The sequence below is a fragment of the Streptomyces sp. NPDC003943 genome (genome assembly GCF_053605265.1).
On record NZ_JBSGIW010000016.1, the window covers coordinates 45,671 to 62,552 of the forward strand.

General features: G+C 71.2%; 13 protein-coding genes. 9 read left to right on the forward strand and 4 right to left on the reverse strand.

The window, feature by feature from the left end:
- Positions 1-3 precede the first annotated feature (3 nt).
- The 7 genes from ACWEV0_RS09870 (at position 4) to ACWEV0_RS09900 (ending at position 7,469) form a co-directional block, all read left to right on the forward strand.
- Positions 4-834: an ABC transporter ATP-binding protein gene (locus ACWEV0_RS09870; RefSeq protein WP_453148031.1), complete on the forward strand. Its 831-nt coding sequence runs from the start codon at positions 4-6 to the stop codon at positions 832-834.
- Positions 831-1,715 carry an ABC transporter permease gene (locus tag ACWEV0_RS09875; protein ID WP_453148033.1) on the forward strand — a complete coding sequence of 295 codons (885 nt, stop codon included), beginning with the start codon at positions 831-833 and terminating at the stop codon, positions 1,713-1,715. The genes ACWEV0_RS09870 and ACWEV0_RS09875 overlap by 4 nt, the downstream gene beginning before the upstream one ends.
- A 61-nt stretch (positions 1,716-1,776) precedes the next feature.
- The gene (locus ACWEV0_RS09880; RefSeq protein ID WP_453148035.1) at positions 1,777-3,096 is read left to right on the forward strand and encodes an LLM class flavin-dependent oxidoreductase; all 1,320 of its coding nucleotides are present in this window, start codon (positions 1,777-1,779) and stop codon (positions 3,094-3,096) included.
- 68 nt (positions 3,097-3,164) lie between these two features.
- On the forward strand, positions 3,165-4,121 hold the full coding sequence (locus ACWEV0_RS09885; RefSeq protein ID WP_453148037.1) for a TauD/TfdA dioxygenase family protein: 957 nt from the start codon (positions 3,165-3,167) through the stop codon (positions 4,119-4,121).
- A gap of 191 nt (positions 4,122-4,312) precedes the next feature.
- Positions 4,313-4,771, forward strand: coding sequence for an RrF2 family transcriptional regulator (locus ACWEV0_RS09890; RefSeq protein ID WP_453148039.1), 459 nt, complete (start codon positions 4,313-4,315; stop codon positions 4,769-4,771).
- Positions 4,772-5,516: 745 nt separating this feature from the next.
- Positions 5,517-6,623: an aliphatic sulfonate ABC transporter substrate-binding protein gene (locus tag ACWEV0_RS09895; protein ID WP_453148041.1), complete on the forward strand. Its 1,107-nt coding sequence runs from the start codon at positions 5,517-5,519 to the stop codon at positions 6,621-6,623.
- A gap of 42 nt (positions 6,624-6,665) precedes the next feature.
- On the forward strand, positions 6,666-7,469 hold the full coding sequence (locus ACWEV0_RS09900) for an ABC transporter ATP-binding protein (protein WP_453148043.1): 804 nt from the start codon (positions 6,666-6,668) through the stop codon (positions 7,467-7,469).
- Between the two features lie 237 nt (positions 7,470-7,706).
- Here the strand turns inward: ACWEV0_RS09900 and ACWEV0_RS09905 are convergent, their stop codons facing one another.
- The 4 genes from ACWEV0_RS09905 to ACWEV0_RS09920 all read right to left on the reverse strand — a co-directional run bounded on the left by ACWEV0_RS09905 (position 7,707) and on the right by ACWEV0_RS09920 (position 15,783).
- Positions 7,707-10,331 carry an RICIN domain-containing protein gene (locus ACWEV0_RS09905; protein ID WP_453148045.1) on the reverse strand — a complete coding sequence of 875 codons (2,625 nt, stop codon included), beginning with the start codon at positions 10,329-10,331 and terminating at the stop codon, positions 7,707-7,709.
- Between the two features lie 39 nt (positions 10,332-10,370).
- Positions 10,371-12,761, reverse strand: a complete 2,391-nt coding sequence (locus ACWEV0_RS09910; RefSeq protein ID WP_453148047.1) for a non-reducing end alpha-L-arabinofuranosidase family hydrolase — start codon at positions 12,759-12,761, stop codon at positions 10,371-10,373.
- Positions 12,762-13,027: 266 nt separating this feature from the next.
- Positions 13,028-14,611 (reverse strand): sigma-70 family RNA polymerase sigma factor, encoded by a 1,584-nt coding sequence (locus ACWEV0_RS09915; RefSeq protein WP_453148048.1) that lies wholly within the window; start codon positions 14,609-14,611, stop codon positions 13,028-13,030.
- Positions 14,612-14,817: 206 nt separating this feature from the next.
- A complete protein-coding gene (locus ACWEV0_RS09920; protein WP_453148050.1) occupies positions 14,818-15,783 on the reverse strand; it encodes a pirin family protein in 966 nt (321 codons plus the stop codon).
- 186 nt (positions 15,784-15,969) lie between these two features.
- Here ACWEV0_RS09920 and ACWEV0_RS09925 point away from each other — a divergent pair, with 186 nt between their 5' ends.
- Both ACWEV0_RS09925 and ACWEV0_RS09930 read left to right on the forward strand, forming a co-directional pair.
- Entirely contained in the window at positions 15,970-16,257 is a 288-nt protein-coding gene (locus tag ACWEV0_RS09925) for a tetratricopeptide repeat protein (RefSeq protein WP_453148132.1), read from the forward strand.
- 177 nt (positions 16,258-16,434) lie between these two features.
- Positions 16,435-16,827: a DUF6153 family protein gene (locus tag ACWEV0_RS09930; RefSeq protein ID WP_453148052.1), complete on the forward strand. Its 393-nt coding sequence runs from the start codon at positions 16,435-16,437 to the stop codon at positions 16,825-16,827.
- The last annotated feature ends 55 nt before the right edge of the window (positions 16,828-16,882 follow it).

Genomic DNA, 16,882 nt, shown 5'->3' on the forward strand with positions numbered 1-16,882 from the left:
CACGTGACCAGCACGCACACAGCGAAGATCGTCTTCGACAGGGTGCGCAAGGAGTTCCCCGTCAAGGGCAAGGACGGCGCACGCTCAGCCGTCACCGCGCTCGACGGTGTCGACCTGACCGTCGGCGCCGGTGAGTTCCTCGTCGTGGTGGGGCCCAGCGGCTGCGGCAAGTCGTCCCTCCTCGACCTCCTCGGTGGCCTGTCCCGGCCCACGTCGGGCCGCATCCTGCTCGACGGCTCCCCCGTGACCGGGCCGGGCGTCGACCGGGGCATCGTGTTCCAGCAGTACGCGCTGCTGCCGTGGCGCACCGCCCAGGGAAACGTCGAGTTCGGGCTTGAGGCCGTCGGCGTCCCCCGACGCCAACGGGCCGCGCGGGCACGGGAGTTCCTGGGCCTGGTGGGACTCAGCGGCTTCGAGGGGCGGCATCCGCACGAGCTGTCGGGCGGAATGCGGCAGCGGGTCGCCATCGCGCGCAGCCTGGCGTACGACCCGGACGTGCTGCTGATGGACGAACCGTTCGCGGCGCTGGACGCCCAGACGCGGGAGTCGCTCCAGGACGAACTGCGGCGCATCTGGCAGACCACCGGCAAGACGGTCGTCTTCATCACGCACGCCATCGACGAGGCCGTCCACCTGGGGCAGCGGGTGGCCGTGATGACCTCCCGGCCCGGCCGGATCAAGGAGGTCGTGCCGATCGACCTGCCCGTCCCGGCGGACGGCGACGACCCGCGCTCCAGCCCCGAGTTCGCGCGGCACCGGCACCACATCTGGTCCCTGCTCCGCGACGAGGTGTCCAGGGCGCAGCAGGAGGAAAGGGAAGGAGCCGCCGTATGAGCACCGTCACCACCGAGGCCGGCACCGGCCTCGCCCCCCGTCCCGAGGAATCCCCGAAGACCGCCGCCCCCGCCCCGGCACGTCCCGGGCGGTTCCGGAAGGCAGGGCGTCGGCTGGCGTACGGGCTCGTCAGGGCCGGCACCAGGTCGGCGGCCGTCGTGGCCCTGCTCCTGCTGTGGGAGACCGTACCTCGGCTCGGCGTCGTCGATCGTACGTTCCTTCCCCCGTTCAGCGAGGTCGCCCAGGCGTGGTGGGAACTCGCCGCCGACGGGCAGCTCGCCGACAACGCGCGGGCCAGCCTCACCCGCTCGCTCAGCGGTTTCGGGATCGCGGTGGCGTTCGCCGTGCCCCTCGGTCTGCTGATCGGCTGGTACCGGCCGGTGGCGGATCTGCTCGGGCCGCTGCTCGAAGTCTTCCGGAACACCGCCGCCCTCGCCCTGCTGCCCGTGTTCGTGCTGCTGCTCGGCATCGGCGAGACGTCCAAGATCTCGATCGTCGTGTACTCCTGCACCTGGCCGGTCCTGCTCAGCACCATCAGCGCCGTACGGACCGTGGACCCGACCCTGCTCCGGCTGGCCCGGTCGCTCGACCTGCCCGCCGTACGGCTCTTCCAGAAGGTGATCCTCCCGGCGTCGGTGCCGGCGGTGTTCACGGGTGTCCGGCTCGCGGGGGCCGTGTCCATCCTGGTCCTGGTCGCCGCCGAGATGATCGGCGCCAAGGCGGGGCTCGGCTATCTGATCAATGCCTCGCAGTACAACTTCGCCATCCCGCAGATGTACGCCGGGATCATCACGATCTCGGCGGTCGGCGTGGTCTTCAACCAGCTCCTCGTCGTTCTGGAGCGGCGGCTCAGCTCCTGGCGGGTCCCCGCGAACGGCTGAACCACGCCTCGCCGCTCCCCCGTTACCTCCCCGCACCCGCTCATCCACCTAGGACATCGCCATGGCCGAATCACCGCCCCGCCGTCACCTGCACCTGAACGCCTTCCTGATGAACGCCGGCCACCACGACGCCGCCTGGCGGCATCCCCGCACCACGCCGGAGCGCGTCACCGATCCGACGTACTTCCAGGAGCTGGCCCGGACAGCCGAGCGCGGGCTGCTCGACTCCGTGTTCCTCGCCGACGGGCTCGCCCTGTGGGGCAATGCCCGGTACAACGCACTGGGCGGCTTCGAGCCGCTGACCCTCCTGTCGGCGCTGGCCACCGCCACGCGCCACATCGGACTGATCGCCACCGTCTCCACCACCTACAACGAACCGTTCACCACGGCCCGCGCGTTCGCCTCCCTCGACCACCTCAGCGGCGGCCGGGCGGGCTGGAACATCGTGACCTCCGGAAGCGTCGACGAGGCCCGCAACTTCGGTCGGGACGAACACCTGGAGCACGGCCTGCGCTACGAGCGGGCCCGGGAGTTCGTCGACGTCGCCGTCAAGCTGTGGGACAGCTGGGCCGACGACGCCATCGTGCTGGACCGCGCGAGCGGCGTCTACGCGGACACCGACAAGGTCCGGCCCATCGACCACCGGGGGACGCACTTCCGGGTGCGCGGCCCCCTGAACGTGCCCCGCTCCCCGCAGGGGCGTCCGCTGCTGGTGCAGGCGGGCTCGTCGGAGGACGGCAAGGAGTTCGCGGCGCGGTACGCGGAGGCGGTGTTCACCGCGCAGCAGACCCTGTCCGACGCCCAGGCGTTCTACAAGGACCTCAAGAGCAGGGTGGTCCGCCAGGGGCGCGCGGAGGACGAGGTGAAGATCCTGCCCGGCATCTGCCCGGTCATCGGCTCGACGGAGGCGGACGCCCGCGCCCTGGAGCAGGAACTCACCGACCTCCAGGTGCCCGAGTACGGCCTGGCGCAGCTCTCCGGGATGCTCGGCACCGACCTGACCGGCCACCCGCTGGACGGCCCGCTGCCCGAGCTGCCGGCCGAACACGACATCAACGGCAACAAGAGCCGCTTCACGCTCGTCGCCGAACTCGCCCGGCGGGACGGGCTCACCCTGCGCGAGCTGATCGCCCGGCTCGGCGGCGGACGCGGCCACCGGGTCGTCGCCGGCACCGCCGAGCAGATCGCCGACCAACTCCAGGAGTGGTTCACCGAGGGCGCGGCCGACGGGTTCAACATCATGCCGCCGTACCTGCCGGGCGGGCTCGACCACTTCGTCGACCAGGTGGTCCCGATCCTCCAGGCTCGTGGCCTGTTCCGTACGGAGTACACCGGCCGCACCCTGCGCGAGCACTACGGGCTGCCGAGGCCGGCGGCCTGACCGGAGACCCGCCCGACCTCGTCACCACGCTCCCTGCCCTGATCAACCTTCTGAGAGGACGACCTGGCATGACCAACGCATCCACCACATCAGGCGCGCCCACCACGCCCACCGCGCCGACCGGACCGACCGGACCGGCCGGCTTCGGGATCCGCCGGATCGGCGGCCGTATCGGCGCCGAGATCCACGGCCTGGACCTGGCGAGCGATCTCACCTCGGAGACCGTCGCGGCGCTCAACGGCGCGCTGCTGGAGCACAAGGCCCTCGTCTTCCGCGACCAGCACCTCGACGACGACGGGCAGCTCCGCTTCGCCTCCCTCTTCGGCGAGCTGACGAGGGCCCACCCCACCGTGCCGGCCGTCGACGGACGACCGCAGATCCTGCCGGTGGACGGCGACGAGGGCATCCGCGCCAACCACTGGCACACGGACGTCACCTTCGTCCGTACTCCGCCCAAGGCGTCCACGCTGCGCGCCCTCGTCGTCCCGCCGTACGGCGGCAACACCCTGATCGCCAACGCGGCCGCCGCGTACCAGGACCTGCCGGAGCCGCTGCGTGAGCTCGCCGACCGGCTGTGGGCGGTGCACACCAACGCGTACGACTACGCCGAACCGAAGAACGAGAAGGCCGCCGAACACCGCAGGCAGTTCGTCTCGCGTCGCTACCGCACCGCCCACCCGGTGGTGCGCGTCCATCCCGAGAGCGGTGAACGGGGGCTGTTCATCGGCGGGTTCGCGCAGAGCCTGGTCGGGTTCGGCCCGGCGGAGTCGCGGGCCCTGCTGGGGCTCCTCCAGTCGTACGTCACCCGGCCCGAGAACCTGGTGCGGATCTCCTGGAACGCCGGGGACCTGGTGCTGTTCGACAACCGGATCACCCAGCACTACGCCCCGGACGACTACGGCGACCAGCCGAGGCTGCTGCACCGCGTCACGGTCGCCGGGGACGCCCCCGTCGGGGTCGACGGTGCGCACAGCTACGTCGTCGAAGGCGACGATGCCGCCCATTACACGCGCGTGGCGGCCTGACCGGCCCCGCCAACGGCAGCCGACGGCCCCGGCCCGCGACCCGGACCGGGGCCCGCTGCCTGGCGGCGGGGGCGCCCGGTCGACGGTGCGGCCGTCGCCGATGTGCCCGCCCCGCCCCGGCTGATCCCGGCAGGTCCCGCCCCCGCCCCACCCGCAGTGATCAGCGGTGGGCCGTGCGGGATAATCCCCTCATGCGGATCTCAGCCAAGGCGGACTACGCGGTACGGGCCGCCCTCCTCCTCGCCGGCACACCCGAAGGCGGGCCCCTGAAGGCGGAGGCCATGGCCGAGGCGCAGGAGATCCCGCACAAGTTCCTCGAAGGCATCCTCAACGACATGCGCCGCGGCGGGCTGGTGGTCAGCCAGCGCGGCGCCGGCGGCGGCTACCGACTGGCCAAGGCCGCCACGGACATCTCCGTCGCCGATGTGGTGCGAGCGGTCGAGGGCCCCCTCGTCTCCGTGCGCGGCGTGCGCCCGCCGGAGCTCGAATACACCGGCCCCGCAGAGGCGTTGCTGCCGCTGTGGGTCGCCCTGCGCGCGAACGTCCGTCAGATCCTGGAAGGCGTCTCGCTGGCGGACATCGCCTCGGGCGAACTCCCGTACGCGGTGCACTCCCTGGCACAGGATCCGGCTGCCTGGACCAATCCCTGAAACGAGGCCGTCCACCGTTCGGTCACCCTCTTGCCAGGCGAGCACTCCCCGCCGCATACGACCACCACCAGCGCCCACCGCCACAGCACCGCCACCCAACCGGCCCACGGGCCGCGCTCCCGCGCCTCGGCCTGCCGGTGAGCACCATGCCGTCGACACCGACCACGGCCCTCCCCGCGTCCGCTCACGAGGGCGGCCCTTCACATCACGACCCGAGTCCTGGAGCTGGGGGACGCCGTCGGGCTGGACCGCTTCTGGCGCAACGCCCGCACCCTCACGGCCCACCACCCGGCCGCCCACCGGCTGCGCGCCATAGGCGACCACTGCCTCAGTGGCCACGGCCGGGCGACGGCCCGGGCGATCGCGCACCGCTGACCTGCAGCGTCTCGTACACCAAGACGAGATCGTCCATTATGCGAAATCCCTCTTGGGGCGGAAAACAGCCTCTGCCACTATGCCTATCAGCCAGGTGGGAAAACTGGGGAATTCGGAAGGTGGTGGCCGTGCGCACGCTGAAGCAGGCAGGCGACTCGCTCCCCCTTCTCACTTCCCGCCGGCACGTCGACCTCGGCCTCATGTCCAGCGCCATCTGTCGGCCCTTCTGAGGCCGTTCAGCCGACCTGTCCCCTCACCCGCAGCACACCGCCGCACCCCGGCCTGAGGCCGGGCCGCGAGTGGTCGCCGGGGGCGTCTCGTCACGTATCTCCGCACCTTGCCGAAACCCTTTGCCCGAAAGGACACCTCCGTGTCTGCCGCAAGACCGCTCACCTCTCTGCGCGCCATCGCCGCCATAGCGACCCTTCCCTTCCTGCTCACCGCCTGCGGCTACGGCTCCCAGGCGGCCGAGGACGCCGAGCAGCCCAAGGTCGCGGCCGATGGCAAGAAGCTCTCCGCCGGCGAGGTGCGGATCGGGTACTTCCCCAACCTCACCCACGCCACCGCTCTCGTGGGCGTCCAGGAGGGTCTGCTCCAGAAGGAGCTCGGCGGCACCACGATCAAGCCCTCGACCTTCAACGCGGGCCCGTCGGAGATCGAGGCGCTCAACGCCGGCTCGATCGACATCGGCTTCATCGGCCCGTCGCCCGCGATCAACGGCTACACCAAGTCCAAGGGCCAGAACCTGAGGATCGTCTCCGGTTCCGCCTCGGGCGGTGTGAAGCTCGTGGTCAACCCCGCGAAGATCAAGACGCTGGACGAGGTCAAGGGCAAGCGGATCGCCACCCCGCAGCTCGGCAACACGCAGGACGTCGCGTTCCTGCACTGGGTCGCGGAGAAGGGCTGGAAGGTCGACTCGCAGTCCGGCAAGGGCGACGTCTCGGTCGTCCGCACCGACAACAAGGTGACGCCGGACGCCTACAAGTCCGGTGACATCGACGGCGCCTGGGCTCCGGAGCCGACCGCGTCGAAGCTGGTCGCCGAGGGCGCGAAGGTGCTGCTCGACGAGTCCGACCTGTGGCCGGACAAGAAGTTCGTCATCACCAACATCATCGTGCGGCAGGCGTTCCTCAAGGAGCACCCGGACGTCGTCGAAGCCGTGCTGAGCGGCACGGTGAAGACCAACGCGTGGATCACCGCCAACCCGGACAAGGCCAAGGAGTCGGTGAACGCGGCGCTGAAGAAGGAGACCGGCAAGCCGCTCTCGGCCAAGGTGATCGACGCTGCCTGGCCGTCCATCACCATCACCAATGACCCGCTCGCCGCCACCCTCCAGGCGCAGGCGGACCACGCGGTGGACGCCGGCCTGCTGAAGAAGCCCGAGCTGGCGGGCATCTACGACCTCACGCTGCTCAACAAGGTGCTCAAGGCCGCGGGCAAGCCCGAGGTCCCCGACGCCGGTCTCGGCGTGAAGTAGGCCCGAGCCCGTAGCAGCCCGAACTCCCAGGAGGTGACGCCCATGGTCACGACCACCAGGCGCGCCAAGGCCGTGAACGAGGACGAGATCCGTACGGCGGTGACGCCCGCCGCCCGCATCGAGCACGTCTCGAAGTCCTTCGGCGGCCCCGCCGGCGGACAGCTCGTCCTCGACGACATCTCGCTCGATGTCGCGCCCGGCGAGTTCGTCACCCTCCTGGGGGCCTCGGGCTGCGGCAAGTCCACCCTGCTCAACCTGGTCGCGGGGCTGGAGTCGCCCACCGCCGGCTCCCTCACGACCGCCGGACGGCCCGCCCTGATGTTCCAGGAGCACGCCCTCTTCCCGTGGCTCACCGCGGGCAAGAACATCGAACTCGCCCTGAAGCTGCGCGGGCTCACGAAGGCCGAGCGCCGCCCGGAGGCCGAGCGTCTCCTCGAACTCGTCCGGCTCGGCGGCTCGTACGGCAAGCGCGTGCACGAACTGTCCGGCGGCATGCGCCAGCGCGTGGCACTCGCCCGGGCACTCGCCCAGGACTCCCAACTCCTCCTGATGGACGAGCCGTTCGCCGCACTGGACGCCATCACCCGGGACGTGCTGCACGACGAGCTCACCCGGATCTGGCGCGAGACCGACCTCTCCGTCCTCTTCGTCACCCACAACGTGCGCGAGGCCGTGCGCCTCGCCGAACGGGTCGTCCTGCTCTCCTCCCGGCCCGGCCGCATCGCCCGCGAGTGGACCATCGACATCCCGCAGCCGCGCCGCATCGAGGACGCCGCCGTCGCCGAGCTGTCCGTCGAGATCACCGAACAACTGCGCAAGGAGATCCGCCGCCACGGCCGGCACTGAGACGACCGCGGCCGCCGAAGTCGCCGAGGCCGACGACCTCGCGGCACGTACACCATCTGGGACCCGTACCCGCAGTTCGACAAGACCTCGGCCTCGACAACCCGGTGGTGACCCGCGTTGCTCCCGTGAGGGCTCCCGGCCGCAGCAGGGAGCCCTCGCTCTCCCGGACGGGCGGGCGGGCAGTGCAGCGTCGTCCTGACGGGCGCCCGCAGCACTACCCAGCCTCCGGTCTCGGGGTCAGGACGGGTCGCCGTACTGGAGGCCGCGGCCGTTGGTGCCGATGTAGACGCGGCCGTAGGTGTCCGGGTCGCCGGTGATGACGCCGACGCCTCCGATGCTGCCCCACTGGTGGGCGTCGTCGTTGACGCGGAGCCAGGTGGCGCCCTTGTCCGTGGAGCGGAAGACGCCGGTGACGTCCTTGACGGTGCCGATCAGGTAGAGGGCCTGGTAGGAGGCACCGGGTGCGGCCTTGCCGAAGCCGAGGGCGGAGGCGGACCGCACCGTGGAGAGCGTGGTGAAGGTGCGGCCGCCGTCGGTGGAGTGCAGCAGCCCCTGGCCGCCGCCGGCGATCCACAGGTCTCCGGCGACGCCGGGGACGGCGGTGAGCCGGCCGGCGGGCAGGTTCGTGGCGCGGGCGGTGAAGACCGCGCCGCCGTCGGTGCTGGCGTAGAGCGTGCCGCCGGACAGGGAGTAGAAGGTCCTGCCCGAGGAGCGGTCGGCGACGACGACGGCGTCGGTGCCCAGGCCGCTGACCCTCGACCAGTTCGCCCCCTTGTCGGTCGAACGGTACGGGGCCTGGCCGGCCTGGGTCCACACGATGGTCGAGCCGTCGGCCGCGAGCGCGACATGCCCGTCCTGCGCGCCGGCCACCGGCTCCGCCTTGAATCCGTTCCAGTTGGCGCCGCCGTCGGTGGAGTAGGCGCCGTCCTGCGCGCCGCCCCGGCCGACGCGGACCATCATTCCGGGGTTCGACTGGGCGAAGTCGATGTCGGTGCTGTTGGTCATCATCGGGTTGTCCAGCCGGCCGGCGGGCACCCGGGTCAGGTCGTCATGCCGGAAACCGCCCTGGTCGCCCATGGCGGTGACGACAGCGGCACCGCCGGGCGGGGCGATCGCGTCCATCAGCGCGGTCTCCTCGAGGCCCCGCGCACCGGACGTCCAGTGGCTGGTGCCGCCGCTGTCGGTGGCGTTGGCGTCCTTGCTGCGCCAGATGCCGTTGCCGGTGCCGTACAGCACGTGTCCGGAGTCGAAGGGGTCGATGGCCAGGGCGGTCATCCAGTGCCCGGTGTGGGTGCCGACGTAGGGAGCGGCGGAGGCGTTCCGCACCGACTTGTCCGCCAGTGCCTTCCAGGTCGTGCCGCCGTCGGTGGTGCGGTAGATCTCGTCCTCGGGCCACCAGCGGTCGAGGGTGGTGACCATCACCGTGGACGGCTGGCGCGGGTCGACGGCCAGGCCGGAGAACCCGTAGCCGCCCTGGGACGGGGAGACGTTCTTCCACGTCCCGCCGGCCGGTGCGTACTTCCAGACCGATCCCGCCGTCACGCCGTTGGGTCCGAGGGCGTTGGTGTACGTCAGGTACAGCGAGCCGTCACCGGAGAGCACGCCGTGCTGCGGCAACTGGCCCGTGGGCTGGCCGGGGACGGCCTGCCAGGTGCCGCCTCCGTCGGTGGAGCGATACAGGGAGGTGGACCTGTCGGCGACGCCGACGTAGACCGTCCTGCTGCCGGCCGGGCCGTACGTCACGAAGGAGATGCCCGCGCCGCTGCTCGCCCCGTCCTTGACGGGGAACGAGGAGACCTGCCGCCATGTCGCACCGCTGTCCGTGCTGCGCCACAGGCCGTTCTTACGGGTGCCAAGGAGCAGGGTGCGGTTGTCCGAGGGGTCGACCACCAGCCGCTCACCGGCGCCGCGGCCGTCCTCGTTGCCGCCCAGCTTGAAGGGGAGGTCGGTGCGCTGGAAGGTGCGGCCCCGGTCGGCGGAGCGCAGGATCGCGCCGTTGCCGGCCCAGTCGTTGGTGTAGGTGCCCGCCGCGAGGTAGAGGCGGTTCGGGTCCACGGGGTCGGTGGCCAGCGCGTCGATGCCCAGCAGGTTCCAGTCCTTCTCGCCGAGCCAGTCGGTCAGCGGGATCCACTGCTCGGCCGCACTGTCCCAGCGGTAGGCGCCGCCCATGTCGGTACGCGCGTAGAGCAGGCCCTTCTCCTTCTGGTTGAACACCAGGCCGGTGACGTAACCGCCGCCCACCACCTGGGCGTTCTTCCACGCGTACGGTCCGGTGCCGGTGGCCGGGGTCTCGGCCGTCCTCACCAGCTTCCACTGCTGGTTGGTGCTGCCGTGGCCGCCGTACTGGATGACTGCCGCGCCGTCGGCCGTGGAGCCTCCGGAGACGTCCAGGACCTGGCCGCTCCTGCGGGAGGTGAAGGTGACGGCGCCGGAACCGCTCACCTCGTCGATCCGCCACTCCTGGGAGGCGGAGGAGCTGTCGGTCTGCTGCTCGGCGGCAGCCGCCTGCGCGGTCGAATCGCCCGCTATGCCGAGCACTTTGCCGCTGTTGCGGTTCACCAGCTCGTAGTAGCCGTCGCCGGTGGACCGCAGCCGCCACTGCTGGTTGGCGGTGTTCTGGTCGGTCCACTGCTGGATGCGGGTGCCGTCGGCGGTGGAGAAGGCGTTGACGTCCAGCACCTTGCCGCTGCGCACCGAGACCAGTTTGTAGTAGGCGCTGTCGTCGACCGTCGCGGCCTGCGAGTCGTCCTGCACGAGCAGGAGGTACGGCACGACGGTGGCGGGCACACCGAGCAGCAGAACGGTGGCGGTCCTGCGACGGCGGTGACGTCCGCGGCGGCCGGCGTTGGTGAGGTTGTTCATGGGGGGTGTTTCTCCTTGTGCAACCGTGGGTCGGGCAGGTCAGCGCTGCAGGGTGAGGACGCCCGGCCGGTACGGCAGTTGGTCGTAGGGTCCGTCCGCGGTGGGGGACTTGCCCTGGTAGAGGAACTGCAGGTTGCAGGGGTCGATGGTCATGGTCTGGTCGGGGTTGGTGCGGATCAGGTCACCGTGGCTGATGTCGTCGGTCCAGGTGGCGCCGCTGTTGGCCTTGCCCGCGAAGGGGTTGCTCTCCCCGCCGGCCTGCGGGGTCCACGCACCGCTCAGGCTGGAGGCGGTGAACGAGCGGAAGTAGCGCCGCTCGTTCGCACCCCGAGCCTCGACGATCATGAGGTACTGGTTCTGGCCCTGGACCTTGTAGACCTGCGGCGCCTCGAAGAGGTTCTTCGCCGTGTCGCTCATGACCGTCGTGTACGACGAGCCGAAGTTGCCCGGGAAGTTCCCGATCGGCATGCTCGCCCGGTAGATCCTGCCGTTGTCACCGGCGAAGAAGAGGTACATGTTCTTCTCGTCGGCGATCAGGGTCTGGTCGATCGGTCCGGTGCCGGATTCGGTGCGGGGGATGCTGCCGGTGAACAGCGGCTGCGGCGCGGACCAGCCGTTGGGGTCGGTGGGGTCGCTGGACGTGCGGTAGCTGAAGGGCGAGGCACCCCACTGGTACGCGAGGACCCAGATCTTCTTGGGTGCGAAGTAGAACAGGGTGGGCGCCACCGCGTTCTGGCTCATCTTCGTCTGGCCGGCCGACGCCATGTCGGACCAGTTCGTGAAGGGGCGGAACGCCATCGAGCCGTACGAGGTTCCCGACGCGCTCGACGCGTAGACGAGGTGCTTGCCGCCCAGCGTCACGTGAGTGAAGTCCTTCACCGCGGCCCAACCGTTCGACGGCTGCGCGAGGGGACCCGTCGAAGTCCACCTGTACGTCGACGGAAGGGCGCACGTGCCGCCGCCCGCCGGGGAGGGGCCGGTCCACTTCTGGTTGCCGACGGAAGCGCAGGTGTACAGCTGGATCCTGGTGCCGTTCGCGGTGGCGGCACCGACGGCGTCGAGGCACAGCCCGGACTGGACGCCGGTGATCGTCCCGTTGGCGTTGAGGGTCCACTGCTGGTTGGCGCCGCCGTTGCAGTCCCAGATGACCACCGAGGTGCTGTTGGTGGTGCCCTTGCCCTTGGCGTCGAGGCACTTGTCGTCGTACACCTTCAGCTGCTTCGCGGCGGTGTGGGTCCAGCGCTGGTTGGCCTGTCCGCTGCAGTCCCACAGTTGCGCCGGGGTGCCGTTGGCGGTGGCGGAGCCGGGGATGTCCACACAGCGACCGGAGGCCACGCCCCTGATCTCACCGGTACCGCCGCTCGGCTCGGCCGGGCTGGTGCCGGAGCCGGGATGGAGGGCGTTCATGACGGCGTTGTAGGCCGGCTTGGGCCTGCCGTCGTTGTCGAACAGCAGGGGGCTTTCGCCGCGGCGCCAGGAGTCGCTGTCGCGGACGCCCCACACCGTGATGCCGGTGCACCGGGCCACGGACAGGCAGGTGCTGACCGCGTTCGCGTAGTGGGTGGGTGATGCCTGGGCGATGTCCAGCTCGGTGATCTGGACATCGACGCCCAGGGCGGCGAAGCCGGCCAGGGTGGTCTTGAAGCTCGCCGGCGGGCCGCCCGCCCCGAAGTGGCTCTGGAACCCGACGCAGTCGATGGGCACGCCGCGGGACTTGAAGTCCTTGACCATCCGGTAGACGCCCTGGGTCTTGGCGTCCGACCAGTTCTCGATGTTGTAGTCGTTGTAGCAGAGCTTGGCCGAGGAATCGGCCGCACGGGCGGTGCGGAACGCTTCCTCGATGAAACCGTCGCCCAGCACCTGCTGGAAGACCGAGTCACGGAGCCGGCCGCTGCCGCCGTCGGCGAACGCCTCGTTGACCACGTCCCAGGCGTAGATCTTGCCCTTGTAGTGGGTGATCTCGGTGGTGATGTGGTGGTTCATCACACTGCGCAGCGTCTGCGCGTCGTGGATGGAGCCGACCCAGGAGGGGAGCTGCGAGTGCCAGACCGTGGTGTGGCCGCGCAGGCGCTGGCCGTGTGCCAGGGCGCGGTCCACGATCCGGTCCGCGGGGCCGAAGTTGAAATTGCCGCGGGACGGTTCGACGGTGTCCCACTTCATCTCGTTCTCCGGGGTGACCATGTTGAACTCCCGGTCCGCGATCGCGGTGTACGCGGAGTCGCCGAGCCTGCCGGCGGCCACAGCCGTGCCGAAGTACCTGCCCGAGGGGGCGGCCTGGGTGCCCAGGCCCGCGGCTCCGGCGGAGCTGGGGAGGAGCGTCACGACGCCGGCCACCAGCGCCGTGGCCGACAGTCCTATCGCCCATGTCCGGCGTCGCCGGCTGAGCCGGTGCAGGCCCTTCGCCCTGGGTTCGTGGGTGTGTCGCGTCATGTGAGGGGCTTTCTTCAGGGGGATACGTCAGTGGGGAAGTCGGGACCCTGCCGCGCCGGCACGTCGTGACGGGCGGCGGGAAGGACACCCCTGAAGTGGAGGCTTCCGAGCTCGCGGGCTCGTAACAGAAAAGTCGCGCCGTCCGCGGGATTGCCCGGTGATGCATCTCGCAGACAGAAAGTGTTATGCCGGACGCCGTGGCCTGGTCGCGCCCGAGCACCGGCTGTGACTGTGCGACTCGGTCGGGATCGCCCGAGGAGCGGTGCTCAGGCCCCGGGGCTGCGCACGATGAAGGAGGCCTGGCCGGCGAAGGCCCGCGTGCCGTCGGAGCCGTCGAGCCAGATGCCGCCGTCGCGGTGACGGAGGACCGATCCCGGGTAGTTGTGCGCGTGCAGGGTCACGGACCCGGCGACCGCCCCGGGACGCGGACAGAAGGTGGCGTCTTCACGGAACAGTGCGCTGCCGTCGTCGGTGCTCAGCCGCAGCCGCAGGTAGGAGTGGCGAAGATACCGGCCGTCCGCGGCGCGGAAGGTGACGCACCGCGTGTCGGCCAGTCCCCCGACGACCGTGAAGGTGACCCGCTGACGTGCCTGCGCGCTGCCGGACGCGGCGACGCTGCCGAGCGCCGCGAAATCGCCCGTGTACGTGACGAACAGGCCGGGACTGTCCGCGGACTCCAGCGACTGTGCGCCCAGCGGAACGGTGCCCGGAACGGCGGACGGGCCGACCGAGGGCGGACTCGCCGGCGACGGACTCGCCGGCGACGGGCCGGCCGAGGTGGTGGTGCGCGACGGAAGGGGCGTGGGAGTGCCGACCGTGGGAGCGGCGGTGACGCCGGGCACTCGAGGCGCCGGTTCGGGCCAGGTCGCGTAGGTGGCGGTCCCGGCTATGAGTACCGCGCCGGTCGCGAGGCTCACCAGCGGATGAGCGGTCACCGTCTGGAGTTTGCCGATCAGAGCGCCGTGCAGGCCGCTTCCCCCCGTCGTCGTACCGACGGCGACGGGGGCGGCCGCGGCCAGCCCGGCGGCGCTCGCCGCCGTACCCGACAGCAAGCCCTTGGCGGCCAGCGCGGCGATCAGTGCGGCCGGGACGGCCAGCGTCGTGAGGCTGAGGGGCAGCAGTTCGGCCGGAACCCGTTCTGCCGACGTCGCCGTGCAGACCGGGCAGTCGCGTGTGTGCCGCGCGATCCGCTTGCGCCACACCGACGCATGGTGACCGTCCCAGCCGGCGACTGTCCCGTCCAGCTGCGGACAGCGCGGATCGGCCTCCAGCGCGGTGACGATCGTCCGGCACAGTTCCAGCTGCTCGCGCATGCGTTGCAGGCGCACTCCGACGTGCGCGACCGTGAGCCCGGTCGCGGCGGCCATGTCCTCCCGGCTGAGCAGGCCGGCGCACTCCTGCCACCACAGCGACAGCAGCATCCGGTGGTCCGGGTCGAGCCACCGGCCGGCTTCGACGACCCGGCGCCGCTCGTCCGACACGTGCAGCCGCAGGATCGTCACGTCCACGGGCTCGGCGGCGGCGTCCGGTATCCGGCGGGCCTCGTCGATGACCGTGGTCCGGTCGGCGAGGGCGTGTTGCCGCTGCCAGTGGGTGTTGATCTGGCGGAGCGTGATCGACACCAGCCAGGACCGGAAGCTCTCCGGGGCACGCAGGGCGGGCAGGTCGCGCACCACACGCAGCAGGGTTTCCTGCACGACGTCGTCGACGTCGGCATGTCCGCTCAGCGCTCGCCCGACGATGTTGTACAGCAACGGCAGGTACGCGGCGATGAGTTCCTCGCGCGCCCGATCGTCACCGGCCTGCGCCGCGACGACCAGATCCGCGTGGTCTGCGTCCTTGAGCCCCATTCCCACCTTCTTCAGGGGAGCGATCCGCCGAGTACGGCGGCACACCCTAGCCGCGACGAAGGCATACGGCCAAAGCCCGCGCCTCGGCCGGACGGTCCGGCCCGTGCCGGCATGGCAGGCCCGGTGCCCCGGGGAGCGTGTCCGGTCGCACTCGGCCGACTCGCTGACGGCCCCTTCAAGCCGATGATCTCGGCAGGCCGCGCGCGTCAGCGCACCCTGCCCCGGGCCTTCAGCTGGGTCGGGGGCACCTCCGGGGCATCGAGCCGGCCTCCGTCGTACCCCTTCACCTCACCGAAGCGGTCGCCCGACATCCAGTCCTCCCGCGCCTGACGGATCTCCTCGTCCGTGCGGCCCACGAAGTTCCACCACATGACGATCTCCTCCTCGAAGGGCTCGCCGCCGAGGAGCATCAGGCCCGCGTCGGAGACGGCGCGCAGCGGGAGTTCGGTGCGGCCGCAGCCGAGGTAGAGCATCGAGCCGGGGAGGACGGGCACTCCGTCGACATGAGCCTCGCCGGACATGGCGAGGACCGCGTACTCGAAGTCGGGTTCGAGCGGCAGCCGGGTCTCGGTGCCGGCGGCGAGGGCGAGGTCGGCGCCGACGATCGGGGTGTACGTGGTGCCGGGGGACGCGGCGCCGTCGAGTTCGCCGAGGATGACCGTGGCGGTGAGGCCGGGGGCGGCGACGTGCGGGAGTTCGGCGTGGTGCTGGAAGTGCGGCTCGACGTGCCGGTGGGCGTCGGGCAGGGCCACCCAGAGCTGGGCGCCGTGCAGGTAGCGGGCGTGCGTCCTGGGGCTCTCCTCGGAGTGGGAGATGGCCCGGCCGGAGGTCATCAGGCCGAGTTCGCGCGGTCGGACGGTCTGCAGGCTGCCGGTGGAGTCGCGGTGCAGCACCTCGCCCTCGTGGAGCCAGCTGACGGTCTGCAGGCCCATGTGGGGGTGGGGCGGGACCTGCATGCCGGGTTCGTCGGCGATGTCGTCGGGACCGTAGTGGTCGACGAAGACCCAGGCGCCGACCATGCGGCGGCCCAGGTTGGGGAGCAGTCGGCGGACCTCGGTGGATTCGCCGAGCTGGACGTGGCGGGGACTGAGGAGTTCCCGTACCGGTTCGGCGACCACGAAGCCCCGGCCGCCGCAGACCTGGAGGGCGGCCTGGCGATCAAGATTGCTCATGGCGCTCAACCTATTCCTGTCGGGGCGCCGTGGGGCGGGGACCCGCACCACAATATTGATGGAATGTTCAACCACCATCGGGTGTTGTTGCAGCCGTCAGCACAGCGACAGGAGAAACGAGGCCCGGTGAGCGACGAGACCTACTACGAGTTCGGCACGGCAGCCGACCGCTGGGACCGCGCGCAGATGTTCTTCGAGGCGAAGGAGTATCTGACCGCGGCCCGGATCCTGCGCGGCCTGGTGGCCGAGCACCCGGAGCAGACGGCGCAGCGGCTGCTGCTCGCCCGGGCCTACTACCACTCGGCCCAGCTCGGCCGGGCCGAGGAGGAGCTGCGGGTCATCGTGGAGCGCGACCCCGTCGAGCACTACGCCCGGCTGATGCTCGGCCGCACCCTGGAGCGGCAGGGCCGGAGCGACGAGGCGGCGCCGCATCTGCGCCTGGCCGGCGCGATGGTCGGCGACCTGCCGGAGTGACACGAGCGGCCGCCGGGGCCTGAAGGAGGAGGCCGGCGGACACCCTGAAGACGCGGGGTGTCCGCCGGCCTCCGCGCGCTCCAGGGGCCTCGGGCGGTTCGCCGACAGGTACCCACGTGGGGTATCCGCGGGGTGTCCGGTAGGGTCGGCCCGAGAGGAGCGGAGGAGGTCTTCGCGGTGCACACCGGACGAGAGCGGCACAACGCCGCCCTGGCGCATCTGCTGCTCGTCGTCGTGCTCGCGCTCGGCGTCTTCGTGATGCATTCGGTCGGCCACCCCGAGGGCCCGGCCGCCGCCATGGACGGCGGCGCCATGACACACGCCTCCGCTCCGGCCCACCCCGCCGACTCCGCGCCCTCCTCCCACGACTCCGGAACCGGGATGGACATGACCACGCTCTGCGTGGCCGTCCTCGGTGCCTGGCTGCTCGCCGGGCTCGTCCGGGCCGCCCTCGCTCGCCGCCCGGACCGCACCGCGCCGCTCCCGGCCCGGCTGCGCCCGGCCCTCGCCCCCAACGCGCCGCCGCCCCGGCCGCCCGACCTCGCCTCGCTGTCGATCCTGCGGACATAGGCCGTACCGCCGTCACGCGGGCGCCTCACGCTGCCCGCATACGCGTACGACACCA